The organism is Collimonas sp. GW821-FHT02H07 (genome assembly GCF_059421505.1).
Genome location: NZ_JBWKVC010000009.1, coordinates 1 through 26,256, shown reverse-complemented (window position 1 = coordinate 26,256; position 26,256 = coordinate 1). Strand labels below are relative to the sequence as shown.

The 26,256-nt window shown below is 56.6% G+C and carries 22 protein-coding genes, 1 tRNA gene and 1 pseudogene; 19 read left to right on the top strand and 5 right to left on the bottom strand.

Annotated elements, in window-relative coordinates; translation table 11 throughout:
• Positions 1-33 precede the first annotated feature (33 nt).
• Positions 34-624, bottom strand: coding sequence for a peptidylprolyl isomerase (locus AC07V8_RS15035; RefSeq protein WP_098496822.1), 591 nt, complete (start codon positions 622-624; stop codon positions 34-36).
• Positions 625-860: 236 nt separating this feature from the next.
• On the opposite strand from AC07V8_RS15035, the gene cysS reads away from it, so the two are divergent.
• The 12 genes from cysS to yjfF all read left to right on the top strand — a co-directional run bounded on the left by cysS (position 861) and on the right by yjfF (position 16,499).
• Complete coding sequence (gene cysS, locus AC07V8_RS15030) at positions 861-2,282, top strand: cysteine--tRNA ligase (protein ID WP_494679250.1); 1,422 nt, start codon at positions 861-863, stop codon at positions 2,280-2,282.
• A 4-nt stretch (positions 2,283-2,286) separates the two neighbouring features.
• Positions 2,287-2,952: a DNA-3-methyladenine glycosylase family protein gene (locus AC07V8_RS15025; protein ID WP_494679251.1), complete on the top strand. Its 666-nt coding sequence runs from the start codon at positions 2,287-2,289 to the stop codon at positions 2,950-2,952.
• Positions 2,953-3,054: 102 nt separating this feature from the next.
• Positions 3,055-4,029 (top strand): acetyl-CoA carboxylase carboxyltransferase subunit alpha, encoded by a 975-nt coding sequence (locus AC07V8_RS15020; protein ID WP_494679252.1) that lies wholly within the window; start codon positions 3,055-3,057, stop codon positions 4,027-4,029.
• A 2-nt stretch (positions 4,030-4,031) separates the two neighbouring features.
• Positions 4,032-5,459 (top strand): tRNA lysidine(34) synthetase TilS, encoded by a 1,428-nt coding sequence (gene tilS, locus AC07V8_RS15015; RefSeq protein WP_494679253.1) that lies wholly within the window; start codon positions 4,032-4,034, stop codon positions 5,457-5,459.
• A 122-nt stretch (positions 5,460-5,581) separates the two neighbouring features.
• Entirely contained in the window at positions 5,582-6,832 is a 1,251-nt protein-coding gene (locus AC07V8_RS15010; protein WP_494679254.1) for an aspartate kinase, read from the top strand.
• 197 nt (positions 6,833-7,029) lie between these two features.
• Positions 7,030-7,123, top strand: a tRNA-Ser gene (locus AC07V8_RS15005).
• A 202-nt stretch (positions 7,124-7,325) separates the two neighbouring features.
• The gene (gene mprF, locus AC07V8_RS15000) at positions 7,326-9,935 is read left to right on the top strand and encodes a bifunctional lysylphosphatidylglycerol flippase/synthetase MprF (protein ID WP_494679255.1); all 2,610 of its coding nucleotides are present in this window, start codon (positions 7,326-7,328) and stop codon (positions 9,933-9,935) included.
• Positions 9,932-11,341 (top strand): virulence factor family protein, encoded by a 1,410-nt coding sequence (locus AC07V8_RS14995; protein WP_494679256.1) that lies wholly within the window; start codon positions 9,932-9,934, stop codon positions 11,339-11,341. The genes mprF and AC07V8_RS14995 overlap by 4 nt, the downstream gene beginning before the upstream one ends.
• Before the next feature lie 395 nt (positions 11,342-11,736).
• Positions 11,737-12,705 (top strand): ABC transporter substrate-binding protein, encoded by a 969-nt coding sequence (locus AC07V8_RS14990; RefSeq protein WP_494679257.1) that lies wholly within the window; start codon positions 11,737-11,739, stop codon positions 12,703-12,705.
• Positions 12,706-12,805: 100 nt separating this feature from the next.
• The gene (locus tag AC07V8_RS14985) at positions 12,806-14,365 is read left to right on the top strand and encodes a sugar ABC transporter ATP-binding protein (RefSeq protein ID WP_494679258.1); all 1,560 of its coding nucleotides are present in this window, start codon (positions 12,806-12,808) and stop codon (positions 14,363-14,365) included.
• Positions 14,362-15,492, top strand: coding sequence for an ABC transporter permease (locus AC07V8_RS14980; protein WP_494679259.1), 1,131 nt, complete (start codon positions 14,362-14,364; stop codon positions 15,490-15,492). The genes AC07V8_RS14985 and AC07V8_RS14980 overlap by 4 nt, the downstream gene beginning before the upstream one ends.
• Entirely contained in the window at positions 15,492-16,499 is a 1,008-nt protein-coding gene (gene yjfF / locus AC07V8_RS14975; protein WP_494679274.1) for a galactofuranose ABC transporter, permease protein YjfF, read from the top strand. The genes AC07V8_RS14980 and yjfF overlap by 1 nt, the downstream gene beginning before the upstream one ends.
• A gap of 129 nt (positions 16,500-16,628) precedes the next feature.
• On the opposite strand, the gene AC07V8_RS14970 is transcribed toward yjfF, so the two are convergent.
• The gene (locus tag AC07V8_RS14970) at positions 16,629-17,057 is read right to left on the bottom strand and encodes a hypothetical protein (protein ID WP_494679260.1); all 429 of its coding nucleotides are present in this window, start codon (positions 17,055-17,057) and stop codon (positions 16,629-16,631) included.
• Between the two features lie 120 nt (positions 17,058-17,177).
• On the bottom strand, positions 17,178-17,390 hold the full coding sequence (locus tag AC07V8_RS14965; protein WP_494679261.1) for a DUF3460 family protein: 213 nt from the start codon (positions 17,388-17,390) through the stop codon (positions 17,178-17,180).
• An 845-nt stretch (positions 17,391-18,235) separates the two neighbouring features.
• Between AC07V8_RS14965 and AC07V8_RS14960 the strand changes: the two genes are divergently transcribed.
• The 5 genes from AC07V8_RS14960 to AC07V8_RS14940 all read left to right on the top strand — a co-directional run bounded on the left by AC07V8_RS14960 (position 18,236) and on the right by AC07V8_RS14940 (position 22,067).
• Complete coding sequence (locus tag AC07V8_RS14960; RefSeq protein ID WP_494679262.1) at positions 18,236-18,913, top strand: CsgG/HfaB family protein; 678 nt, start codon at positions 18,236-18,238, stop codon at positions 18,911-18,913.
• Positions 18,914-18,941: 28 nt separating this feature from the next.
• Positions 18,942-19,310 (top strand): DUF4810 domain-containing protein, encoded by a 369-nt coding sequence (locus AC07V8_RS14955; protein WP_494679263.1) that lies wholly within the window; start codon positions 18,942-18,944, stop codon positions 19,308-19,310.
• A gap of 1 nt (position 19,311) precedes the next feature.
• A complete protein-coding gene (locus tag AC07V8_RS14950) occupies positions 19,312-19,974 on the top strand; it encodes a DUF799 domain-containing protein (RefSeq protein ID WP_494679264.1) in 663 nt (220 codons plus the stop codon).
• Between the two features lie 602 nt (positions 19,975-20,576).
• Positions 20,577-21,137 (top strand): sugar O-acetyltransferase, encoded by a 561-nt coding sequence (locus AC07V8_RS14945; protein ID WP_494679265.1) that lies wholly within the window; start codon positions 20,577-20,579, stop codon positions 21,135-21,137.
• Between the two features lie 660 nt (positions 21,138-21,797).
• Positions 21,798-22,067, top strand: coding sequence for a glycoside hydrolase family 19 protein (locus AC07V8_RS14940; protein ID WP_494679266.1), 270 nt, complete (start codon positions 21,798-21,800; stop codon positions 22,065-22,067).
• Here the strand turns inward: AC07V8_RS14940 and AC07V8_RS14935 are convergent.
• Positions 22,060-23,082 carry an AraC family transcriptional regulator gene (locus AC07V8_RS14935; protein ID WP_494679267.1) on the bottom strand — a complete coding sequence of 341 codons (1,023 nt, stop codon included), beginning with the start codon at positions 23,080-23,082 and terminating at the stop codon, positions 22,060-22,062. The genes AC07V8_RS14940 and AC07V8_RS14935 overlap by 8 nt on opposite strands.
• 304 nt (positions 23,083-23,386) lie before the next feature.
• On the opposite strand from AC07V8_RS14935, the gene AC07V8_RS14930 reads away from it, so the two are divergent.
• Both AC07V8_RS14930 and AC07V8_RS14925 read left to right on the top strand, forming a co-directional pair.
• Complete coding sequence (locus tag AC07V8_RS14930) at positions 23,387-23,809, top strand: transposase (RefSeq protein WP_494679268.1); 423 nt, start codon at positions 23,387-23,389, stop codon at positions 23,807-23,809.
• Positions 23,810-23,926: 117 nt separating this feature from the next.
• Positions 23,927-25,051 (top strand): annotated as a pseudogene (locus AC07V8_RS14925) (ESPR-type extended signal peptide-containing protein); the annotation flags it as partial.
• Positions 25,052-25,074: 23 nt separating this feature from the next.
• Here AC07V8_RS14925 and AC07V8_RS14920 read toward each other — a convergent pair.
• Positions 25,075-26,256 (bottom strand): hypothetical protein (locus tag AC07V8_RS14920; RefSeq protein ID WP_494721473.1); only part of this gene is annotated, 1,182 nt, incomplete at its 5' end.

Below are 26,256 nucleotides of genomic sequence, written 5' to 3'. Positions count from 1 at the left end.
ATGGTTGGTGTGTGGGTTGATGGAGAATGAATATTATTTGGTGACGGTGGCGGATTCGATGATCACCGGCGTGGTCGGCACGTCCTGGTAGGCGGTCTTCACTTTCTTGATCTTGTCGACCACGTTCATGCCCTTGATGACCTGGCCGAATACCGCATAGCCCCAGCCGTCGCGGCCAGGATAGTTGAGGAATTCATTGTTGTTGACATTGATGAAGAACTGCGCGCCGGCCGACTGCGGGTCGGCGGTGCGCGCCATGGCGACGCTGTAAGGAACGTTCTTGAGGCCGTTCTTGGCTTCGTTCTCGACCTTGTTGGGAGCCGGTTTCTCGACCATGTCCTTGCTCATGCCGCCGCCCTGGATCATGAAGCTGTCGATCACGCGGTGGAAAATCGTGCCGTTATAATGGCCGCTGTTGACGTAACCCAGAAAGTTCTTGACTGTCTTCGGCGCTTTTTCCGGATTCAGTTCGATGACGATGTCGCCCATGTTGGTTTTCAACAGAACATGCGGCTTGTCGGCAGCGCTGGCAAGCGACGGGCTAGCTGCAAAAGTGACGGCTGTTAAGGCCGACGCCAATGCCAAGGTGAACTTGCGACGGGACAAACCAAGAGGTGCGGTCATAAAAATCCTTCATGTAAGGGTGCCGTTTTCGTATTCCATGTGCTGCATTTTCGCTTTTCAGTAATGATATACTGCGGCGAAAAGCAACATTTTATCAAACTAAACACTGCAAAAGAGTTTTGACGGCCTTGTTGTATTGGCGTCGCGCATGGAAAGTGCGTGGATGCGTGGAACGGCGTGCAATATTTCTGTGCTTATTTCCTTGCCTTATTTCTGTACCTGAGCCGTAACTTCCCATGAGCGACCTGAAAATATATAACACGCTGGCGCGTGAGAAGCAGCCGTTTTCTCCGATCGAAGAGGGCAAAGTCCGCATGTACGTATGCGGCATGACGGTCTACGACTATTGCCATCTTGGCCACGGCCGCGTGATGGTGGTGTTCGACATGGTGCAGCGCTGGTTGCGGCAGTCGGGCTTTGACGTCACTTATGTACGCAATATCACCGATATCGACGACAAGATCATCAAGCGCGCAGTGGAAAACGGCGAGACCATCTCGCAGCTGACCGGCCGTTTCATCCAGGCCATGGATGAAGACGCGGCGGCGCTGGGCGTGCAGAAGCCGGATCACGAGCCGCGCGCCACAGCATTCGTGCCGCAGATGCTGGCATTGATCGAAAAACTGGAACACAAAGGCCTGGCCTATCAGGGCAGCGACGGCGACGTCAATTATTCGGTGCGCGACTTCAGCGGCTACGGCAAGCTGTCGGGCAAGTCGCTGGATGACTTGCGCGCCGGCGAGCGGGTCGACGTCAACGTCGGCAAGCGCGATCCGCTCGATTTCGTGCTGTGGAAGGCCGCCAAGGCCAGCGAGCCTGAAGAAGTCAAGTGGACCTCGCGCTGGGGCCAGGGGCGGCCGGGCTGGCACATAGAATGCTCTGCAATGGCCGAGCAATTGCTGGGCGAGCAGTTCGATATTCATGGCGGCGGCCAGGACCTGCAGTTCCCGCATCATGAAAATGAAATCGCGCAATCGGAAGGCGCGCACGGCCACCAGTTCGTCAATTACTGGATGCACAACGGCTTTGTCCGCATCGACAATGAAAAGATGTCCAAGTCGCTAGGAAATTTTTTCACGATCCGCGACGTCCTGAAAAAATACGATGCCGAAGTGGTGCGCTTTTTCATCCTGCGCGCACACTACCGCAGCCCGCTGAATTATGCCGATACCAACCTGGACGACGCCAAGCAAAGCCTGACCCGTCTCTACACCGCCTTGAAAGAAGTGGCGGCGGACGACCTGCCGCTGGACTGGAGCGAGGCGCATGCGCAGCGCCTGGCTGCCGCCATGAATGACGACTTCAACACGCCGATGGCGATTTCCGGCTTGTTCGACCTGGCCAATGAAGTCAACAAGAGTAAATCCGCCGCCGCCGCCCGTCAGCTGAAAAAGCTGGCCGGCGCACTCGGCCTGTTGCAGCGCGCACCGGAAGATTTTTTGAAGGGCCGTGCACTCTTGGGCAGCGAAGTTGACGGAAATGGCATTGCGCAAGCGGCGTTGTCGGAGCAAGATATCCTACTCAAAATTCAAGCTCGTCAAGCAGCAAAAATAGCCAGGGATTTTTCCGCGGCAGACCAGATCCGCAAGGATTTGCTGGCCGAAGGCATTTTGCTGGAAGATAAGCCCGGCGGTCTAACCGAATGGCGAAGGGCGTAAACGTATGCAAAAAACGATAGCTGTCGACTCCTCTTTTTTTGTGCCTTCGTACTGGGAAGATGCGAAAAGCGAGTTGATGAAGCGTGACCGTATCATGCGTAAGCTGATTCCGCAGTTTGGCGATCTGCACCTGGTCGGCCGCGGCGAAGCGTTTACCACGCTGGCGCGCTCGGTAGTCGGCCAGCAGATCACGGTCAAGGCAGCGGAGCAGGTTTGGCAAAAACTTCTGCAGGTCTGCCCCAAGACTACCCCGGCCCAGGTTTTGAAAGCCGGCCCCGAACAATTGGCAGCTTGCGGTTTATCGAAACGTAAAGCAGACTATATTCTTGACCTGGCCGATCATTTCAAGGCAAAACGGGTCGATGCCGAGCAATGGCAGGAAATGGAAGACGAGGCCGTGATTGCTGATCTGACGCAAATCCGCGGCATCGGACGCTGGACAGCGGAGATGTTTTTGATATTTAATTTGCTCCGGCCCAATATCTTGCCCCTGGATGATCCGGGCTTGCTCAAAGGCATCAGTGTCAATTATTTTTCAGGCGAGCCGGTTTCGCGCAGCGATGCGCGCGAAGTGTCGGCCAATTGGGAGCCCTGGCGTACTGTGGCAACATGGTACTTGTGGCGTAGTCTGGATCCTGTATCGACAGAATATCAAGTCACTACTGAGTAAATAGGCAACTAATCGGACCAAGTCATGGCCGGGCTATAACTTATTCTGATTCTGATTTGACCGACAACAAATCGGCAATGACGAATTAATAAAGGGAACAATATGAGCAAAACAACATTTCTAGGTTTCGAGCAACCGATCGCCGAGCTGGACGCCAAGATCGAAGAGCTGCGTTTCGTCCAGGACGATTCGGCTGTGGATATTTCGGAAGAAATCGACCGCCTGTCCAAGAAAAGCCAGCAGCTGACCAAGGATATCTACGCCAAGCTGACGCCATGGCAGGTATCGCAGATTTCGCGCCACCCGCAACGCCCTTACACCATGGATTACGTGAATGAAATTTTCACGGACTTCCATGAGCTGCACGGCGACCGCACTTATGCCGATGACCTGTCTATCGTTGGCGGCCTGGCCCGCTTCAACGGCCAGTCTTGCATGGTGATCGGCCATCAGAAGGGACGCGACACCAAGGAGCGCGCCTTGCGCAACTTCGGCATGCCGAAACCGGAAGGCTATCGCAAGGCCCTGCGCCTGATGAAGGTCGCGGAAAAATTCGGTTTGCCGATTTTTACTTTTGTCGATACTCCCGGCGCTTTCCCCGGCATCGATGCCGAAGAACGCGGCCAGTCGGAGGCGATCGGCCACAATCTGTACGCCATGGCGGAACTGAAAGTGCCGCTGATCGCCACTATCATCGGTGAAGGCGGTTCCGGCGGCGCGCTGGCGATTGCCGTCGGCGATGCGGTGCTGATGCTGCAGTACTCAACCTATTCGGTGATTTCGCCGGAAGGCTGCGCCTCCATCCTGTGGAAGACCGCCGAGCGCGCAGCCGATGCCGCCGACGCGCTGGGCCTGACGGCGCACCGCCTGAAAGCGGTCGGCCTGATCGACAAGATCGTCAGCGAACCGCTGGGCGGCGCCCATCGCGATCCGAAGCAGATGGCTTCGCTGCTGAAGCGCGCGCTGGCCGACACCTTGCGCCAGTTCCAGGGCGTCAAGACCAAGGATTTGCTGAATGCGCGCCATGAAAAGCTGATGAGCTACGGTAAATTCAAGGAAGTACTGGCTACAGAATAGGCGTGTCAAATCCTCACTCACCAAGTATCGATGCGTACTTAGAAAATACACTGGCGGCGCTGGCCGCCGCCGCTGTTTCGCAGGCGTCGGCGCCGGCCCGGTTGGCGATCGCTTATAGCGGTGGCCTCGATTCCACAGTCTTGCTGCATGCGGCGGCGCGCTATGCCGCCAGCCATGGCGTCAAGCTGCTGGCGTTTCATATCCATCACGGCATCAGTCCCAATGCGGATCACTGGCAAGTCCATTGCGCCGAGACCTGCGCGCGGCTGGACGTTGAGTTCCATGCGCAGCGTATCGAATTGCGCGACACTGAAAAAAGCGGCGTGGAAGAAGCTGCACGCAACAGCCGCTATGCAGCGCTGGGCGACTTGTGCCGCCTGCATCAGGTGCCGCTGCTGCTGACCGCGCATCATCTGGACGACCAGGCCGAGACTGTACTGCTGCAATTGCTGCGCGGCTCCGGCGCGGCCGGCCTGTCGGGCATGGACAGCTGGAATGCGGCGCCCAGCCTGCTCGGCGACGCCAGCTTGCTGATGGTGCGCCCGCTGCTGAAAGTATCGCGCGCGGCGATGGAGCAGTATGCCGCGGCCCAACAGCTGACTTACGTCGAAGACGAATCCAATCACGATCCGCGCTACGCCCGCAATGCCTTGCGCCAGCAGGTGATGCCGGTGCTGGCGCAATATTTCCCTGGCTTCCAGGAGCGCTTCTCGCGCAGCGCCGGCCATATGCAGACCACGCAAAAACTGCTGGTTGCGCTGGCGGCGCAAGATATGGCGCTGTGTGCCGACGGCGCCTGTCTCAACATGGATCAGCTGCGCCTGCTCAATCCGGAGCGGATCGATAACCTGCTGCGCTACTGGTTCGGCCGGCATCATCTGCGCATGCCCTCCAGCGCCTGGCTGAGCGAAATGCGGCAGCAGCTGCTGGAAGCGAAAGCCGATGCCCAGCTGTGCGTGACCCATCCGGATTGCCATATCCGGCGCCATCGCAACCGCGTGTTCCTGACGCCGCGCGACGATGTCGACCGTTCCGACATCGCGCCGCAGGATTTCCGCTGGAACGGGGAAGCCGAAATCGCCTTTCCGCTGTTCGGCGGCGTCATGCATTTCGCGCCGGCGGAGCAGGGCGTCGGCGCTGACTGGCTACGCCAGCAAGCTTTGCAGATCCAGTTCCGCAGCGGCGGCGAAAAGCTCAAGCTGGCGTTCAACCGGCCCACCAAAAGCGTGAAATATCACTACCAGGCCTTTGATGTGCCGCCTTGGGAGCGCGAGCGGCTGCCGCTGGTGCGCAGCGGCAAGCAGCTGGTGTTTGCGGCCGGCATCGGCTTCGATTGCCACGTGCTGGCGACTGAAGCCGGTCCGCGCATCGCACTGCGCTGGCAATCGGATATGTTGCCGCTGAGTCAAGATATTCAATTTGACGCATAAGCGTTATCTGTATTTTCTAGCCAGTAATCCACTTGTCATAATCAGCTGTTGCGGGTACATTAAAGGGTTGATTTTTTATTTTTCTTGCACTAAGTCCGCTTCCCGCACCCAAAACACACCCTATGGCTTTAATCGTCCACAAATACGGCGGCACTTCGATGGGCTCGACCGAGCGCATCAAGAATGTCGCCAAGCGCGTCGCCAAATGGCATGACGCCGGCCACCAAATCGTCGTGGTGCCTTCCGCGATGTCCGGTGAAACCAACCGCCTCCTGGGCCTGGCAAAGGAAATCAGCGCCCAGCCCGATCCGCGCGAACTCGACATGCTGGCCTCCACCGGCGAGCAGGCTTCGGTAGCCCTGCTGGCGATGGCCTTGCAAGCGATCGGCAAGCAAGCCGTGTCCTACGCCGGCTGGCAAGTCGCGATCAAGACCGATTCGGCTCATACAAAGGCGCGCATCCGTTCGATTGACGACACCAAGGTGCGGCAAGACCTGGATGCCGGCAAAGTCGTGATCATCACCGGTTTCCAGGGCGTCGACGAGCACGGCAACATCACCACCCTGGGCCGTGGCGGTTCCGACACTTCCGCGGTAGCGGTGGCGGCTGCGCTGCAGGCGGCGGAATGCCTGATTTACACCGACGTCGACGGCGTCTACACCACCGATCCGCGCGTGGTCTCCGATGCGCGCCGCCTGAAGACGGTGACCTTTGAAGAAATGCTGGAGATGGCATCGCTGGGTTCTAAAGTGCTGCAGATTCGCTCGGTCGAATTCGCCGGCAACTACAAGATGCCGACCCGTGTGCTGTCGTCGCTGACCGACCCATTAATGCCGCTGGAAGAAGAAGCAGTTTCCGGCACCCTGATTTCGTTTGAGGAAGATACTAAGATGGAACAAGCCACCATTACCGGCATCGCGTTTAATCGCGACGAGACCAAGATTACCGTGCTCGGCGTCCCTGACCGTCCTGGCATCGCCTACCAGATCCTGGGCGCTGTCGCAGATGCCAATATCGAAGTCGACATGATCATCCAGAACCAGTCGGTCGATGGCAAGACTGACTTCACCTTTACCGTGCCGCGCGGCGAATACACCAAGGCCATGGATGTGCTCAACGAGAAGGTCAAGACCCATGTCGGCGCAGCCAGCATCACCGGCGACGCCAAGGTGTCCAAGGTGTCGGTGGTTGGCGTCGGCATGCGCAGCCATGTCGGCATCGCTTCGCAAATGTTCCGTACCTTGTCGGAAGAGGGCATCAATATCCAGATGATCTCGACTTCCGAAATCAAGATCTCGGTGCTGATCGACGAGAAGTACATGGAGCTGGCGGTACGCGCCCTGCACAAGGCTTTTGGCCTGGAAAGCGCCTGATTCGGCGCAAATCTCTCAAAACCGCGGTCCCGCTGCGCTGATTCGGCCCGGGACCGGGCGGCGCAGAAGGTTTTCAGAGGGTTTTCAAAAAATTTTCAAAAAAAACTGTTAATTTGGCATAGCGTTATTGACCGATGCCCTATGAAAAGTTATTATTCGTGTCCTTAACGCGGCGTTGCAAAAAGCCGTTTAAGCTTGGAGGCGTGGCCGAGTGGTCGAAGGCACTTCCCTGCTAAGGAAGCATACGGGCTTAAACCTGTATCGTGGGTTCGACTCCCACCGCCTCCTCCAAGAACATGTTGCGGTTCATTCCGGAACGTACAAAAAGCCGCTCCCAGCCTTGTGCTGGAGCGGTTTTTTTGTTTCCGCCCGCATGTTCTTTGCCAGTTTATTACTTGCCGTGACGAACCTTGCTTTGTAAACTGGCTCTTACCAGGTGGTTAAGCAACTTCCGCTTTCCGTGCCCGAGGCGCGGCGGGTACATTAAGGTTACATGGCAAGTCATTCTTCCCCGTCAAAAACAGACAAGACAATTGCCGGCGTGAATCCCGCCGCCGCGCAAAAGACCGGCATCAGCTGGCGCGCATGGGCCACGGTGCTGCTGGTGCTGATTCTCGGCGCGCTGGTGTTCAAGTCGCTGTATGCCTTGCTGGCGGATGTGCATTACCGCAGCATTGTCCACGCGGTCAGGCATACCCCTGTGAGCAATCTGCTGCTGGCGGTGCTGGCGACCGCCGTCAGTTACCTGTCGCTGGCCGGCTACGATGTCTCCAGCTTGCGCTATGTCGGCGCCAAGGTGAAAGGGACCACCATCGGCCTTACTTCATTCATTGCTTACGCGCTTGGCAACACGGTCGGCCTTGGCGTGCTGACCGGCGGCACGGTGCGCATGCGCCTGTACACGGCGAGCGGCGTCGAAGCATCCCAGGTGGCGCAGGCGGTCGCCTTCAATGCCAGCGCCTTCGGCCTGGGCATGAGCACCTTCGGCGCTCTCGGTCTTTTGTGGGGCGCGCCGCAGATCGAGGCGCTGGCGCATATTCCGAGCTGGCTGCTGCGTGCGCTGGCGAGCCTGCTGCTGCTTGGCGTGGCTGGGTTCATGGTCTTGTGCAAAGTGCGCCGCGAGCTGCTGTTGTTCGGGCGCTGGAACCTGCGCTTGCCGGAAGTCGGGTTGGCGCTGCGCCAGCTGCTGATTTCGGCCGTCGATCTGAGCGCGGCCGCGGCCACCTTATGGTTCCTGCTGCCGAGCGGCGTCATTGATCTGCCGACCTTCGTCGCTTTTTACGCTATCGCCATGGCGCTTGGCGTGATCAGCCATGTGCCGGGCGGTGTCGGCGTGTTCGAGGCGGTGATCCTGCTGGCTTGCGCCAATCACGCGCCGACCAGCGCCATCGCCGCGGCCTTGCTGCTCTACCGCAGCATCTATTTTCTCTTGCCCTTGCTGCTGGCGACGATCCTGCTCGCCGCGATTGAAATACGCGCCGGCAGCGGCGCACCGGTGGCGCGCGCGGCGGTGCGTCTGTCGCCCTGGCTGCTGACCGCGCTGACCCTGGTCACCGGCACCATGCTGCTGATATCCGGCGTGACGCCGGCCACCCGCCATGCCGAGGAATTGCTGCGGCTGCACGTGCCGCTGTTCGTGGTGGAAGCCTCGCACCTGATCGGCAGCGTGGCCGGGCTGGCGATGCTGTTCCTGGCGCGCGGCCTGCTGCACAGGCTCGATGCGGCGTGGTGGGCGTCGCTGGTGCTGACCATCATTGCCGGCATCCTGGCGCTGCCCAAAGGGATCGCGGTGAACGAATTCATTGTGCTGTTCCTGCTGGCATCGCTGCTGGTGATTTCGCGCAAGCAGTTTGACCGCCGTTCCTCGCTGTTTTCCCAGACCTTCGAACCCGGCTGGCTGATTGCGGTTGCCTGCGTGCTGGCCGCATGTGGCTGGATACTGCTGTTCGCCTATCGCGACATCGATTTTGCCGACCGCATGTGGTGGCAATTTGCTTTTGACGACTACGCGCCGCGCTCGCTGCGCACCCTGATGGTGGTGGCGATCATGGCGCTCGGCCTCGGTTTGTGGCAGCTGTTCCGCCGTTCCACCGGCGTCGCCGAGCGCCCTGGCGAGGAGGAGCTGCAGCGCGCCGCCGCGATCCTGCGCAAGCAGCCGGCGGCGGACGCCTGCCTGGCGCTGATGGGCGATAAAAGCCTGCTGTTTTCAGCCTCTGGCAACAGCTTCATCATGTACGCCAAGCACAACCGCTCCTGGGTGGCGCTGTCCGATCCGGTCGGCGAGCAGCAGGAATGGTCGGAGCTGATCTGGCGCTTTATCGAACTGGCCGACGGCTACGGCGGCCGCGCCGCCTTCTACAAAGTGCGGCCGCAATCCTTGCCGCTGTATCTCGATGCCGGCCTGCGGGTCTATAAGCTGGGCGAAGAAGCCTATGTGCCGCTGGACCAGTTCAGCCTGCAAGGACCGCGCCGCGCCAATCTGCGGCATGGCGTCAACCGCGCCGAGCGCGAAGGCTTGCGCTTCGAAATCGTCGCGCCGGCGCAGCTGCCGTCCGTGATGGCTGAACTGAAGACGGTCTCGGATGCCTGGCTGGCCGATCAGGACACGCGCGAAAAGGGGTTTTCGCTGGGCGGCTTTGACCAGGCTTATATCCTGCGCCAGCCGGTCGCGGTGATTCGCCGCGCACAAAAGATCATCGCCTTCGCCAGCCTCATGTGTCCGGATGTGTCGCGGGTCGAGGCCGCCATCGACCTCATGCGGCAACTGCCGGATGCGCCGCCCGGCACCATGGATTTTCTGTTCTCCAGCCTGATGCTGCATTTCAAGGAGCAGGGTTTCCAGCGTTTCGGGCTGGGCATGGCGCCGATGTCGGGCATGAAAGACCATCAGCTGGCTTCGCGCTGGCAACGCTTCGGCCGCATCCTGTTCATGCATGGCGGGCGCTTTTACAATTTCCGCGGCCTGCGCAATTTCAAGGACAAGTTCGATCCGGTGTGGGAAGCGCGCTACCTGGTGAGCAAGGGCGGCCTGGCGCCGATTTTCACATTTACCGATACTGCCGCACTGATCAGCGGCGGTCTCAAGGGGGCGGTCAGCAAATGAAAAAAGTATCAGCGGTGTGGGCGGTCTGCCTGGCGGGCGCTGTGTTGGCCGGCAGCGCCGTCGCGGCCGAGGAATCGCACCAGCGCCTGAGCCACGGTCGTTTCAAGAGTATCGACATCTATAAGCCGAGCGGTGCCGTGAACGGTGTCGTGCTGTTGCTGTCCGGTGATGCGGGCTGGGACAAGAGCGCGGCCGAAAAGGCGAAGGCGCTGGCGGCACAAGGCGCTTTGGTGGCGGGGATCAGCACGCCGCAGCTGTTTGCCAGCCTCAACGCCGATGGCGGCGACTGCGCCTTTCCCGACGGCGATCTGGAAAACCTGAGCCGCTTCGTGCAAGCCTATGAAAAGGTGCCGGGATATTTTCCGCCGCTGCTGGTGGGCCAGGGCGCCGGCGCCGCCTTGTCGTACGCCATGCTGGCGCAGGCGCCCGCGAACACTTTCAGCGGCGCCCTGACGCTGGGATTCTGTCCGGCCCTGGCCTTGCGCAAGCCGCTATGCAAAGGCGAGGGCGTCCATTTCAAGGCGCGCGCCAAAGGCGAAGGTGTCGAGTTGCTGCCGGTCTCGAAATTACCTGCTGCATGGCGTGTCCTGCAAAATACGCAGGCGCCGAATGACGGACTATGCAGCGCCGGCGTTACCCAGGCGTTTGTCGCCGGCGTTGCAGGCGCCACGCTGATCAATGCCGACGGCGCCGGACAAAACCAGGCGGCGCTGGCTGCCGCCTACGCCAGCATGGCGGCCAGGCAGCCGCTGGCGCTGCCAGCGCCGCCGGCCGCAGTGTCGGACCTGCCGGTGATCGAGGTCGCCGCCGCCGTTCAATCACAGCCGTTGCGAGATGCCGACACCATGGCGATCCTGATCAGCGGCGACGGCGGCTGGGCCGGCATCGATCGCGATGTCGCGGCTGCGCTTGCCAAGCGCGGCGTGCCGGTAGTCGGCGTCGATTCCCTGCGCTATTTCTGGAGCGCCCGCACGCCGGCCTCGACCGCCAGAGATGTCGAGCGCCTGGCGCAGTTCTATATGGCGCGCTGGAAGAAAACCAAGGTACTGCTGATCGGCTATTCGCAAGGAGCCGACGTTTTGCCTTTTGTGGTCAACCGGCTGTCGCCGGCAATGCGCTCATCGGTTCCGCTGGTCGCCATGATGGGCCTGGGGAAAAAAGCCGATTTCCAGTTTCATATGACCAACTGGGTCAGCTCCAGCAACGACGGCCTGCCGATAGCGCCGGAAGTCGCCAGGTTGCCGGCAGGTTTGGGGATGTGCATCTACGGCAGCGAAGAGACGGACACTTCCTGCCCCGGCCTGGATGCCGGCCATGTCAAGTTGTTGAAGCTCACCGGCGGCCATCATTTCGACGGCAACTACGAACGCCTGGCCGGCTTGATTCTTGATGCGGTGCGCAAATAGCCGAACCCTAGTATTTGTATCGTGAATATCAGGTATCACAACAATCAAGCAGACGGATATGTTGCGCCGCGATATGATGCACCTGTCTCCTCCAACACCTCATAAGGTTTGGATTCAGCCCGCAACGAAAGTTAGCGGGCTTTTTTTTGTCCGAACCAGGGCGCCGGACTGCCGGTAGTCCTCGGCACATGCCGTGGAACAGATACCGAAATGCGTATCTGAGCGGCGAAAAATTTCATTGGATAGTCTCCCGCTTCCCTCCTAGTATGGTGCGCGCACATCCCCCAAAATCTTTTATATGATAAAAAAATAATACCGGAGGGATGGCTTTGTCGCGCCGGTCAGGCCAGCGATCTGCGTTGCGAAAAATGCCGATAAATTAACGGAGACAAGCAATGAAAATGACACGCAGAACGGTACTGAACGCGGCTCTTTGCCTGGGATTGGGCTTTGGAATTGCCGCCAGCGCTGATGCCGAAAAGGCCTTGGTGCTGGGATTTTCGCAGGTAGGCGCAGAGAGCGAATGGCGTACCGCGAATACCGTATCGATCAAGGATGCGGCGAAACAGGCCGGTGTCACCCTGAAGTTCGCCGACGCCCAGCAAAAGCAGGAAAACCAGGTGAAGGCGATCCGTTCCTTCATTGCGCAAAAAGTCGACGTGATCGCCTTTTCCCCGGTGGTCGAGTCCGGCTGGGATACCGTGCTGGGCGAAGCGAAAGCCGCCAAGATCCCGGTAATCCTGACCGACCGCGCGGTCGACGCCAAGGACAAGTCGCTGTATGTGACGTTCATCGGTTCCGATTTCGTTGAAGAAGGCCGCCGCGCCGGCCGCTGGCTGCTGGAGCGCGCCAAGAGCATGCCTGCCGGCGATATCAATATCGTCGAGCTGCAGGGCACGGTCGGCTCGGCGCCGGCGATCGACCGCAAGACCGGTTTCGCCGAGACCATCGCCGCCAATCCGCATCTGAAGGTCATCCGCTCGCAATCCGGCGACTTCACCCGCGCCAAGGGCAAGGAAGTGATGGAAGCCTTCCTCAAGACCGACGGCAAGAAAATCAATGTGCTGTACGCCCACAACGACGACATGGCGATAGGCGCGATCCAGGCCATCGAAGAAGCCGGCCTGAAACCCGGCAAGGATATCCTGGTGATCTCGGTGGATGGCGTCAAAGGTGCATTTGAAGCGATGATGGCCGGCAAACTCAACGTCACGGTAGAGTGCAGTCCCTTGCTCGGACCGCAGCTGATGAAGGTGGCGAAGCAGGTGGTCGCCGGCGAGACGGTGCCCAAGCGCATTACGACCGAGGAGAGCGTGTTCCCCGCAGAAGTCGCCGCCAAGGAATTCCCGAACCGCAAATACTGAAGACCGATCCGGATGGCGATGCGATTTCCGCATCGCCACGTTTATCGTGATGGTGCGCCGGACGCGCCATCTTGCATGAGAACCTGGGGATCGCAGGCGGATGACTAAAACGGCAACAAACACTACCGGCGAGGCGCTGGCCAGCGACGCCCCAACCCTGGCCCTGAGCGGCATATGCAAGGCATTCGGCGGCGTGACGGCGCTCAACGATGTGGCCTTGCGGTTGTACCCGGGTGAAGTCCACACCTTGATGGGGCAGAACGGCGCAGGCAAATCGACGCTCATCAAGGTATTGACCGGCGTCTACGCGCCTGACAGCGGCCGCATGCTCTTGCATGGCCAGCCGGTGCAGCCGCGCTCGACGCTGGAGGCGCAGGGCCTGGGTATCAGCACCGTGTACCAGGAAGTCAATCTCTGCCCGAACCTGTCGGTGGCTGAAAACATTTTTATCGGCCGCTATCCGAAAAAATACGGTGCGATCGACTGGAAATCCATGCAGCTGCAGGCGCAGCGCCTGCTGAGCGAACTCCACGTCAGGATCGATGTGGCGGCGCCGCTTTCCAGGTTTCCCCTGGCGATTCAGCAAATGGTGGCGATTTCGCGCGCCTTGAGCATCTCAGCCAAAGTGCTGATCCTGGATGAGCCTACCTCCAGCCTCGACGACGCCGAGGTCAAGCTGCTGTTCGAGGTTTTGCGCAAGCTGCGCGGACAGGGCATGGCCATCCTGTTCGTGACCCATTTCCTGGAACAGACCTACGAAATCTCTGACCGCATCACAGTGTTGCGCAACGGCGTGCGCGAGGGCGAATACCTCGCCAGCCAGCTCAGCCGGCTGGATCTGGTGAACAAGATGGTCGGCATGCAAGCCTCATCGCTGCCCAATGCGGACGCCAGCAGCGAGCGCGCTGAAGCAGCGGCTGGGGACGGTCGGCACGCAGTGCTACAGGCCAGGGGAGTGGGGCGGAACGGCATACTGGCGCCGCTGGATCTCGATTTGCGCGGCGGCGAGGTGCTCGGCCTGTGCGGCTTGCTCGGTTCCGGGAGAACCGAAACGGCGCGCCTGCTGTTCGGCGCCGACAAGCCCGACAGCGGGACGATACAGGTACAAGGGAAAACCGAAAAATTCCATTCGCCGCGCGATGCGATCGCTGCCGGCATCGGCTTTTGCTCGGAAGACCGAAAAAAGGAAGGCGCGATACTGGAACTGTCGGTCCGGGAAAACATCATCCTGGCCTTGCAGGCAAGGGCCGGCTTGCTGCGCGTGATTCCGTACAAGCGGCAGCAGTCGCTGGCCAGCGACTACATCAAATGGCTGGGCATCAAAACCCCGGATATGGAAACCCCGATCAGCGCACTGTCCGGCGGCAACCAGCAGAAAGCCTTGCTGGCGCGCTGGCTGGCTACCGATCCCGCCATGCTGATTCTCGACGAACCTACCCGTGGCATTGATGTGCGCGCCAAGCAGGAAATCATGGACCATGTAATTGCTCTGTGCCACAAGGGCATGGCGATTCTGTTCATCTCATCCGAAATTTCCGAAGTGCTGCGGGTCAGCGACCGCATGCTGGTGCTGCGCGACCGCAAGGCTTGCGGCGAGTACCGGCGCGGCGAGCTGGACGACGATTCGGTGCTGCAGGTGATTGCGGGGGAATGCGGATGAGCATTCCATTGAACCCGGATGCCGGCAAAGAAGCCGGGCAGGCGGCGTCCCCATCTTACACTCCCATGGAACAGTTATCTGGTTTTGTGCGGCATCCTCTGTTCCGGCCGATGGCGGCCCTGGCCCTGCTGCTGGCCGTGGATTTCTTTGTGATCCCGGGGTTTTTCCGGCTGGAGTGGAAAGACGGCCATCTCTACGGCAGCCTGATCGATATCGTCAACCGCGCCGCGCCCTTGATACTGACCGCGCTCGGCATGACCCTGGTGATTGCGACGCGCGGCATCGATATCTCGGTCGGCGCGGTCGTTGCGATCTCCGGCACTGTCGCCGCCTTGCTGATCGGCGGTACGCTGCAGATGCATGGCGGCGTGCCGGAATACGCCAGCCGCATACCGATGGCATGGGCGATCGCGGCGGCCTTGGGCGCGGCGCTGCTGTGCGGCGTCTGGAACGGCTTCCTGGTTTCTTCCCTGGGCCTGCAGCCGATCATCGCCACCTTGATACTGATGGTTGGCGGGCGCGGCCTGGCCCAGCTGCTGACCGACGGCCAGATCATCACCGTCTACTACAAACCGTTTTTCTATATCGGCAGCGGCTATCTGCTCGGCTTGCCGTTTTCCTTGTTCATCGCCCTTGGTGTTTTTCTGGTGGTGGCTTTTCTCATGCGAAAAACGGCGCTGGGCCTGTTCATCCAGGCTGTCGGCATCAATCCGGTGGCGTCGCGGCTGGCCGGCATCCGCACCGCGGCGCTGATCTTATTCGTCTACATGTTTTGCAGCGCCTGTGCCGGTGTCGCCGGGTTGATGATCAGTTCCAATATCAAGAGCGCGGACGCCAACAACGCCGGCCTGCTGATGGAACTGGACGCCATCCTGGCGGTGACCCTCGGCGGTACTTCTTTGAGCGGCGGCAAGTTCAGCCTGGCCGGCAGCGTCGTCGGCGCATTGATCATCCAGGCGCTGACCTATACGATCTATTCGATGGGCGTGCCGCCGGAAGTCAATATGGTGGTCAAGGCGGTCGTGGTGTTTGCGGTATGCCTGTCGCAGTCGAAGGAATTCCGCCATCTGATGCCGCGCTTGCCTGGCGGCGCTTCCCGGATGCGCCGTTCAGCCGGGGACAAATGATGAAAATATTCCGCACGCTGCTGGCGTCTCCCTATTTCACATCCATGGTGACGGTGGTTTTACTGCTGCTGACGTTCGGCCTCGGTTCTGTCGCCTATACCGGCTTCTTTTCCTTGCAGGTGGTGCTCAACCTGCTGATCGACAACGCCTTCCTGCTGGTGATCGCGATAGGCATGACTTTTGTGATCTTGTCGGGCGGGATCGACCTCTCGGTCGGCTCGGTGCTGGCGCTGACCACCATGATCTCGGCTTACCTGCTGCAATACTGGCACTGGCCGCCGCTGCTGGTGATTGCCTGCGTGCTCCTGATCGGCGGCGGCTTCGGCGCCTTCATGGGAGCGCTGATCCATTTTTTCAAGCTGCAGGCATTCATCGTCACGCTGGCGGGAATGTTTCTGGCGCGCGGCCTGTGCTACCTGATCAGCATCAATTCCATCACCATCGACCAACCCTTGTATGTGACGCTGTCGCAGGCCAGGATCGGCGTGTTTGGCGCCTTCGTCTCGCCTAGCGTGCTGATCGCCATGACGATGCTGGCGCTGGCCATCTATCTCGCGCACTACACCCGTTTCGGGCGCGCCGTCTATGCCATCGGCGGCAATGAACAATCGGCCTTGCTGATGGGCTTGGCGGTAGGGCGCACCAAGGTGCTGGTTTACGCCTTCAGCGGCTTCTGCGCGGCGCTGGCCGGCGTTCTGTTTTCATTCTATATGCTGTCCGGCTACGGCCTGCATGCGCAAGGCACCGAGCTGGATGCGATCGCCGCGGTGGTGATCGGCGGCACCTTGCTGACCGGCGGCTACGGCTACGTCGCCGGCACCCTGAGCGGCGTGCTGATCCTGGGCCTGATCCAGACCTTGATCGCCTTCGACGGCACACTCAGCTCCTGGTGGACCAAAATCGTGATCGGCGCGCTGCTGTTTGTTTTTTGCATGGCGCAACGCCTGATGTCTCTGGGCGCGACGCACAGCGTTGCCCAGCCTCCATCAGCTATGCCCGTACGCTAATCAGCTTATCTGCAATTCCGGTGCTTATCGGGGTAGCTGTGAGCAATCAGCCATTGTCCGCCGCCTCATGTTCTGACTCTGGCGGCAACAATAATGACAACTGCGGCAAGCGGTAACGAACATCTCAGCCTATTGGTAGTCTGGGACAAATCGCTGGAGGGTGGTGCGGAAGGAACTGTCTTCCGTTTGAATGCGGTAGAAATAGGTTTTATCGGCCTTGAGGTCTTGAGTTAACGCGTTCAGCGAGCGGGTATTGAGTCCGTCGGTCGGCGTGGCGCCGAAAACATGCTCGCCTGGCGCGAGCATGAATTCTATTTTTTCACCCGGGTTTAGCGAGGCGGCCTTTTTACCGTCGATGTACAGGTGCTGATACGCGCCTGCGCCAGAGACGCCGGCATCTCTCACAAATATCGCGCGAGCGTTATTCGCAAGCGGCAATGCGTCGGCACGGAATACGCGCTCCATCGGCACAGAACGTGCATTGTTGATCGGAGCTGGCGACATGGCGCAACCGCCAGCTGAAACGATCATGGCGAATGCGAACAGTACATTTTTCATTTTTGTCCCAGGCATTTGATTGTCAAAAGGAAATCAGTAGCATAGCGGATACGGCAAGATAGCACTGGCAAGGCGTAGCAAATCGATGCCTGTCTTTGAAAATTGTCCTTATATGCCGAGTCAGCTGTAGTAGTAAGGCTTGGTCGGCACAGCATCCTCGCTGGCCCTTTTTTGTTCGTCCAGGTTAACCTCGCGATCCCAGAGTATGTGCCAGCCCCGGCTTTGTTCGTCGACCACCTCTGGGTGCTCCGCCAGAAAATTGTTCAGGAATTGCGTGATCTCCGAGACATAGCCGTCATGACCCACTGTGTAATCTTTTCGTTTGATAAACATATGGCCTCCGGTCCTGATAATTTTTGGACTGCCCGGCGCGCCTTGAGTTTCCAGGCATTTCAATAACTAAAGCGATATGCCTTCTGCGCGCCTTAATCGAGCATTCTGAATGTCGTCGACATCGATAGTGGTAGTTCCGCTGAATTACCGCGGTTGGAGGACGCTCTGGGAAATCCCTTCTCAGACGTGCTCCCGTTATTGCGGCTTGGATTCGGTGCGTAGGGCTGCGGAGGATGCCTTTGCCACGGCCTAAGGTGTATTTTTCTCGGGGCAACTAAGCTATCGATGAAGGTCGCGAGAACTTCGCTCGCTCCCTCGGCTTGTACAACATGCGCTTTTAAAGTTGCAAACAGACTGAGCGTTGTTATAGCACCACCTCAATCAGTGAATTGTTTAGCTGAAAAGAAAACAATTGCAAAATCCGTCCCTTTTTTTTGATATGACAATCATTAACATATCGTTTTTGGCTAGAGTCGGGCTGCGATAGAGCGCATAAAAATGGAACAAGAAGGTTTCTCGGATTTCTGGCATTTCCGTCTGATGAATATGTGTAATCCATGCGGTAGTTTTCAGGTAGCTACCCCCCAATTAAGAAAATTGTCCTTCTTGAAAAAATAATTTACTTACCAGATTATGAAAACAAAATTTGCTTTGACAATGACATTGTTAACGCTAGCAGCACGCTGACTGGCAATAATGGCTTCTTACGTTCGATTCCGTTCTTGCTTAAATCAGATGGCAATACACAGACTTTAGTAGGGCAGCTAAATAAGCAATAGTGTTTCTTGATTTTGCAAAATTGCTGAAATTTTTTTGATGGAAATTTTTGTTTTTGGGATTAACTCATGAAAAAAACTAGAACAATTCCGATGTTGAGTATGGTTGCTTTGTTTTGTGCTTTGGGAGGTTGTGCGACCGAAACGTCAAACTCTCTGCCAGTACAGAAAGTCGAAAGTGCTGGCAAACCATACGCAGGTGCACGCACACTAATTGCGGTCGGTAAATTCGACAATCGCTCCAGCTATATGCGCGGTATTTTTTCCGATGGCGTGGATCGCCTTGGTGGGCAAGCCAAGACTATTCTGATCAGCCATCTTCAACAAACTAACCGCTTCAATGTCTTGGATCGAGACAATATGGAGGAGATGAAACAGGAAGCTGCAATTCAAAAACAAGCTCAGACCCTAAAGGGTGCTGATTATGTTGTGACGGGCGATGTCACTGAATTCGGTCGCAAAGAAGTTGGTGACCAGCAGCTGTTTGGCATCCTGGGACGCGGAAAGGTTCAGACAGCCTACGCAAAGGTGAGTTTGAATATTGTGAATATCAAGACTTCCGAAGTCGTGTTTTCTACTCAAGGGGCCGGCGAATATAACCTATCCAACCGCGAAATAATTGGTTTTGGCGGCACTGCCAATTACGATTCCACATTGAACGGAAAGGTGCTTGATTTGGCGATGCGGGAAGCAATCAACAATCTGGTATCTGCTATCGATTCAGGCGCTTGGCAACCTGGAAAATAAGAACGACTAAGAGAGGCTGTTCGAGAAGATGAAGACACTAGGAATAGGGAATGTTGGAGCATTGACGCTATTGAGTTGCATTGCGCTGACCGGTTGTCATACAGCACCAAAGCAACTCTATCAATGGGAAGGCTATCAGCCGCAAGTATACGAATACTTCAAAGGCCAAAAAGGTGTGGAGGAACAAATCAGTACGCTTGAACAGGATTTGCAGAAAATCCGCGCGACGGGAAACATGCCTCCTCCTGGGTATCATGCTCACCTTGGTATGCTATATGCGAGCATTGGAAAAAGCGATCAAGTAATACAGGAATTCGAGACTGAGAAAACGTTATTCCCGGAATCATCTGCTTACATGGATTTTTTGATGAAAAAATCAAAAAAACAAGAGAAATAATATGCTAAAGAAAATTTCCAGATCGCTCCTTTGTTTATCTTTGATCTTCCTTGCTGCAGGTTGTGCGACGCGTGCTAAACATGTTGTTGACTATACGGCGTTTAAACAAAGTCGTCCTAAATCAATTTTGATTTTGCCACCCATGAATACGTCTCCCGACGTTAATGCGACCTATGGCATGTTGTCGCAAATGACGTATCCGTTGGGTGAAGCTGGTTATTACGTATTGCCGGTAGCGTTAGTCGACGAAACGCTCAAACAAAATGGCATGACTAACGCTGCAGATATACAAACTATAGCCCCAGCCAAGTTAAATGAGATCTTCGGAGCCGATGCGGCGTTGTATGTGACCGTTAGCAAGTACGGTTCAATTTATGCAGTTCTCAGCAGCGCCGTGGTCGTGACTGCCGATGCCAAGCTTGTCGACTTGAAGACAGGTGGAACGTTATGGTCTGGGACGGCTAGCGCGTCGAGCAGTGAAGGAGGAAACAGTGGTGGTGGATTGATAGCGATGCTGGTTACTGCGGCAGTAAATCAAATCGCAAATAATCTTTCTGATAAAAGTCATGTTATTGCAGGAATAACTAGTCAACGCTTGCTGTCTGCCCATCAGCCAAATGGCATACTGTATGGTCCGCATTCACCGAGATACGGTACCGACTGATCTAACCTCACTGGCAGTGTGGAAATTTAATGAGATAGTCAATGCCCGCGCCGAAAGGTTAGCGGGCTTTTTGTCGATGGGGTGGAAAATCCCCTTATTTCACCCTCGGTAATGGCTCTGTCATCATCGCTTTTCTACGTGGACGGGCTGCCGGATCGCCGTGAGCTAATTGTCGACGTGGCTGGGTGCCAGGAGCGCGTGAGCCGACATGGCCTATTCCAAAGAAGACTTTGACCCGGTGATCGTCAATTTGGTCTCGCATTTTTCCGAGCTGGCAGTGTTGTACCAGGTGGGGGATCCGCCGGGTGTTGACCGACTAGTGTGCACAAAAACATTGAACAGGACATTGTGCAGTTCGTGCGCAGCGATTTTTAGCGTAATAAATTTCTCGGGTAAAGATAAAAATATCAAATTGAGCAATTGAGCGGAACCGGCCAAAAACGGTCTCTGGTCTTTAACATAAATTGGATATTATTTCGGTAAAATGAATGCGGCGGTATTGATTCCAGCCCCTTTCGCTTTGCAGCGATACTCAATAAATCTCAGCGCAGTGCATCGTATGCGGAAACGCTCGCTCAACAGTAAACTAAGGAAATTAAGGAATGCCGAATGACGATCGCACTACGATAATTTACCGCAGGACGCCGGAATCAGCGGCCATGTTGGCAAACATCAAACGAGCGATGACGATCACCGCTACACTTAACCGTTTGACGTTCAACGATGCGGACGAAATTAGGACCTTGTTCAGCGAACTTATCGGTAAAAAGGTAGACGAGAGTTTTTTACTGATCCCTCCTTTTTATACTACCGGCGGGGACGAAATCCGCGTCGGGAAAAATGTCTTCGTAAATCAGAACTGCACTTTCTATGACCTTGGCGGCCTCGATATCGCAGATGACGTGATGATCGGGCCGAACGTAAGTATCATCACGACGGGGCATCCCCTTGAACCCTCGCAGCGACGCGCCACCACAATCGGAAAGCCCATCGTGATTGAGAAAAACGTGTGGATCGCAGCCGGCGCGACCATCATTGGCGGCGTAACAGTCGGCGAGAATTCAGTCGTCGCGGCAGGTTCGGTAGTTACCAAGGACGTTCCCCCGAATACTCTTGTCGGAGGAAATCCGGCGCGAGTCATTCGTTCGATTGGCGACGACTGACTGAACGTCTGCAAGGGCGCGAGACCCGACTTCCACGAATGACGCAACTCGGCTGTGGACTCAACCGGGGGATGCAACAGATTGATGAAATCCTTTGGCCGGCCGCTGCTCAGCTCTAATATGACGATCATACTCCCGACGATGAGCGTCATTATGCAATCTGGTCGCAAAAGTTCACGATCATTTGCGCAACCTCATCCGGAGCTTCCCTGTGCGGAAATGTCGACGTGTTCGATCACAGATCTTCGATAAGCTCCGGAGAAAAACGACTCTTTTCCTTTGGAACTGTCTGGGTGATTGCAAGTATCCGATGGCCTTGAGTAGCGCCAGCAGCATTGGCAGCGCAGATCCGAGCGCCACGCATTACTTGACCAGCCGGATCCGGGTATCGATCGATGATGAGGGGGAATTGGGGATGAACATTCCAATGGTATCGCACGTGCGACGGACTGGACGGCCCCGATCAATGCTGCGATGGCCGAGTTCGGCATCAGCACGCCGGCAAGGTGTGCGGCTTTCAACGTACAGATCGGCCACGAAAGTGCCGGGTTGTCTCGCTTGTCCGAATCGTTTGATTATTCGGTGTAAGGACTGATTGCCAACTTTGGCAAGCGGATTGCGGCGCAAGCGCTTGCTCTCGGTCGTCAGCCAGGAGAAAAGATGGTGCCGCTAGAACGCCAGATCCGGATCGCCAACATCGTCTACGCCAATCGCTACGGTAATGGCGATGTCGCTTCCGGCGACGGCTGGCGCTTTCGTGGCGGCGGCCTGAAGCAAATCACGTTTCGTGCAAACTACGCCGCGTGCGCGGCGGCGCTGGGTGTTGATTGCGTGGCTGCCCCGCAACGGCTTACCACGGACAGGACACTGGCGGCCCGCTCGGCGGGATGGTTCTGGCATTCGATTGGTTATTTTCTATGCCTTATGTAATGTCAGGCATTTGACGATAGGCAAATGGCGTGCGCCCAGTCCACCGATGAAATGCGCGAGTGAATGCACTTTGTTCGGAATAGCCCAGTAGCAGTGCAATTTCAGCCATTTGTAAGCGAGGGTCGAGCAAATAGTGCTTGGCTAGATGGCGACGGGTTTCCTCGCGCAGTGTACGGAAATTTACTCCGTTTTCATCCAGACGACGTTGCATGGTGCGTGATGAAATGTGTAATTCATTGGCTACGCGCTCTAATTCCGGTTCGCCTTCGCGAATCAGGCGTGCAATGCATAGGCGCACAGCTTGTTCGAAGTCGTCTGATTGGGGAAGTTCAGCCAACATTGATGCGGCTTGTTTTTCCAATACTCGCAGAAGGGCTGCATCTGGCTGACGTAGTGGGAGAATCAATCGTGCTAGAGGGAAGCGTACGGTTGTCGTCGGTTGTTCGAAAAGTACCGGACAGGCAAACCAATCTCGATAAGGCTTGATATCTGATGGCGCACGATTGACGAAGCCAATCTCGATCAGAGTTCCACGCAGACCAGTGATATCACGAGCAAATTGTATTAGCCCAGTGATCGCACACTCGTCCACAAGCGGCCCGGGACGTCCAAGATTCACTCCCCATTCAAGCAGAACCTCGCCATTTTGCATGGTTACGGTAAGCGGATTCGTGTCGTAGAGCAGGCGTTGATAGTGCTGCATGCGCGTCAGCGCCGCAGCTAGGTGCGGACAGGCCAGCAATATATAGCCCATGACGCCCATATGTGCCGGAGTAATGGTTTGACCCAAGTGTAAGCCGAGCAGGGGGTCGTCCAAATGATCAGCGGCGCGGTCCAGCAGCGCCCCCCATCGGGCTATTGGATATCGCAGCAAACCGCGGTCGGCAGGTTCAGGCGACTCTTCTCCGAGCAAGACTTCCGCATCTACACCTTGTTTTTCAAGATATTCATAAAGCAGACGTACGTAGGTGCTAGGGACAACACCTCGGGCAGGTGGGGACTTGGATTTTGACATGGCATTAATTGTTAAATATTTACAGAGCCGAGTCATCTGTTCACCGACTTGCTAATTCAAAAATACTTGTCAATAAGAAGGTAGTTTCCGGGTGGAAATTTACCGGAAAATATTTCTTTTTGACGTAATTAGTGTAGCTCCGACAGATCTCAAAGCTAGGGCTTTTTATCGTGGCACAAATTGTTAAATTTTTGGCGCCGCGCGTCAAGGCAAAACCGCGTTTGTCGACTTAAGATTTTGCCATCACATAGTCTTTCAATCGGAACGTGATTTTTGTCGGATAAATGAAATATTGGAATTAATTATGAACATCCGAGACGATCAATGGGAAAAATTAGAGCCTCTGCTGCTATGTAAAAAAGGCGACGGAGGAAGTTGTGCTCGCAACAATCGCCTTTTTATCGAAGCCGTGCTTTGGCACATTTCCAGTCGATGTAATTGGGTTGAGCTGCCGTCCAAATTTGGCAAATGGAATACCAGCTATATGCGTTTCAAACGTTGGAATGAAGCCGGTGTTTGGCATCAATTGGCAATGGATTTATGTGACGTCCCGGAACTTTATGAAATGATAAAAAAGATCGCTGCGTATGGAGATCAACAGTTCCTTCGGAGACGGTTGAGGGTTAGCAGGAAAGATGCGCGAGAATTTTATAGCGAATCCATTAGAAAAATAGAAGTCGGGCGCAATACAGGGCTGAACGAAGAGCAATCAATTTTTGTTGGTTGATAGTTCTGAGGGGGCATCAAGTAGCGTAAGGCAATCAGTTGGCATTTGGATGATCACTGTATTCGCTAGGGTGTGAAATAGAAATTTAGGCGTCTAAGATAACAATCGGGGTGGGGCATGAATAAAATATATCGCGTGATCTGGCAAAAAACTACTGGCCAACTGTGCGTCGTTAGCGAGTCCGCAAAAAGCAAGGGAAAGGATAAGAGCAAAACCAGCGCTACGAAAGTTGCCGGAAAGGTAGCAACGTCACTATTGACGATTGCAGGATTGCTCGCGGCGCAGCCGGTAAACGCATCGCTTACCGGATCTGACAATGGGATCAGCACCAATGCCTCCGGTGGCACTAACAGCAGCGGCTCCGCTGGAGGCTTGGGAGCAAACGCATCAGCAAATTCCATTGCGTTTGTGGGGGACGGCGATTGCAATCGTTTGACCAATATAACTACAGCTGGAATATACGGCGGTGGTACCGGCGCCACCGGTGGTATTTATGATTTCGGAGTGCAAACTTCGCAGACTAGTTACGACGGTCCTTACAACGTCGGTACCAACCAGCCTTCTGGATATACCGGGTTTTCTTCGATAAATCGCGGTAACGTGACGCAAAGCGCCAACGGCGTGACCCAGACCCAAGCTTGGGGCTTGAATTCCACGGCGATTGGCTGCGACTCGAAGGCTAACGGTTTCGGCTCGACGGCGATGGGCTGGGGGGCGACGGCAAATGGCGCGGGAGCGGTCGCGTTCGGGATTTATAGCAAAGCGACCGGGCAGGGTTCATTCGCAGTAGGAACGGGGGCCAGTGCATCGGCTACGGATACCGCAGCAATTGGCACTTTGTCCAATGCGTCCGCGATCGGGGCGCTAGCAATCGGTGCCAATACGGTGGCCTCAGGTACTGCAGCAGTCGCGTTGGGCAATGCCGCCAGTGCGACCCAGGCAAATGCGCTGGCGATCGGCAACGGTGCAAAAGTTACGTCGGCGGTGGGCGCGGGTTCTACTGCGCTTGGCAATGGTGCTACGGTAGGAGCAACCGAATCAACGAATCAGGCAGTAAGCGCAGCAGTCGGATCAGCAGCCTATGCTTACGGATCGGGAGCTGGATCTTGGGCCGGTGACGGTACTTCGGCCGCCGGGGTTGTCTCCATTGGCTCTGCTGGGGGCGAGATGCGACTTGTAAATGTAGCGCCTGGACGGATAAATGCCACCAGCACCGATGCTGTAAACGGTAGCCAATTGTTCACCATGGGATCGTCGGTGAATAGTCAGATTGTTTCACTGTCGACCTCGACTTCGACCGGCCTGAGCACGACTAACAGCAACGTGACATCGCTGTCGACTTCGGCTTCGACGGGTATCAGCACGGCGCAAAGCGGTGTAAATTCGCTGTCCACTGGTCTGAGTACAACGAATAGCAATGTGAGTTCGTTGTCGACCGGCTTGAGCTCCACCAACAGCAACGTGACATCGCTGTCGACTTCGGCTTCGACCGGTATCAGCACGGCACAAAGCGGTGTGAATTCGCTATCCACAGGTCTGAGTACAACGAACAGCAATGTGGGTTCGCTATCGACTGGCTTAAGTTCAACCAACAGCAACGTGACCTCGCTGTCTACCTCGACTTCGACCGGTATCAGCACGGCACAAAGCGGTGTGAATTCGCTATCCACTGGCCTGAGTACAACGAATAGCAATGTGGGTTCGCTGTCGACCGGCTTGAGCTCCACCAACAGCAACGTGACTTCGCTGTCAACCTCAACCTCGACCGGCATCAGCACGAACGCCAGCAACATTGGCTCGTTGTCGACTGGCCTGAGTACGACGAATAGTAATGTAGGGTCGCTGTCGACTTCGACCTCGACCGGTATCAGCACAGCACAAAGCGGCGTGAATTCGCTGTCCACCGGTCTGAGCACCACGAACAGCAATGTTGGCTCCCTGTCGACAGGGCTGAGCACAACCAACAGCAGCGTGTCATCGCTGTCAACCTCAACTTCAACCGGCATCAGCACGAACGCCAGCAACATTGGTTCGTTGTCGACTGGCCTGAACACAACCAACAGCAGCATGTCATCGCTGTCAACCTCGACTTCGACTGGCATCAGCACGAACGCCAGCAACATTGGTTCGCTGTCAACAGGTCTGAGCACGACCAACAGCAACGTGACGTCGTTGTCGACTTCGACCTCGACGGGCATCAGCACGGCGCAAAGTGGTGTGAACTCACTGTCCACTGGCCTGAGTACAACGAATAGCAATGTGGGTTCGCTGTCGACATCGACCTCGACCGGCATCAGCACCAACGCCAGCAACATCGGTTCGTTGTCGACTGGGCTGAGCACGACCAATAGCAACGTGACTTCGCTGTCGACTTCGACCTCGACCGGCATCAGCACGGCGCAAAGTGGTGTGAACTCACTGTCCACTGGCCTGAGTACAACGAATAG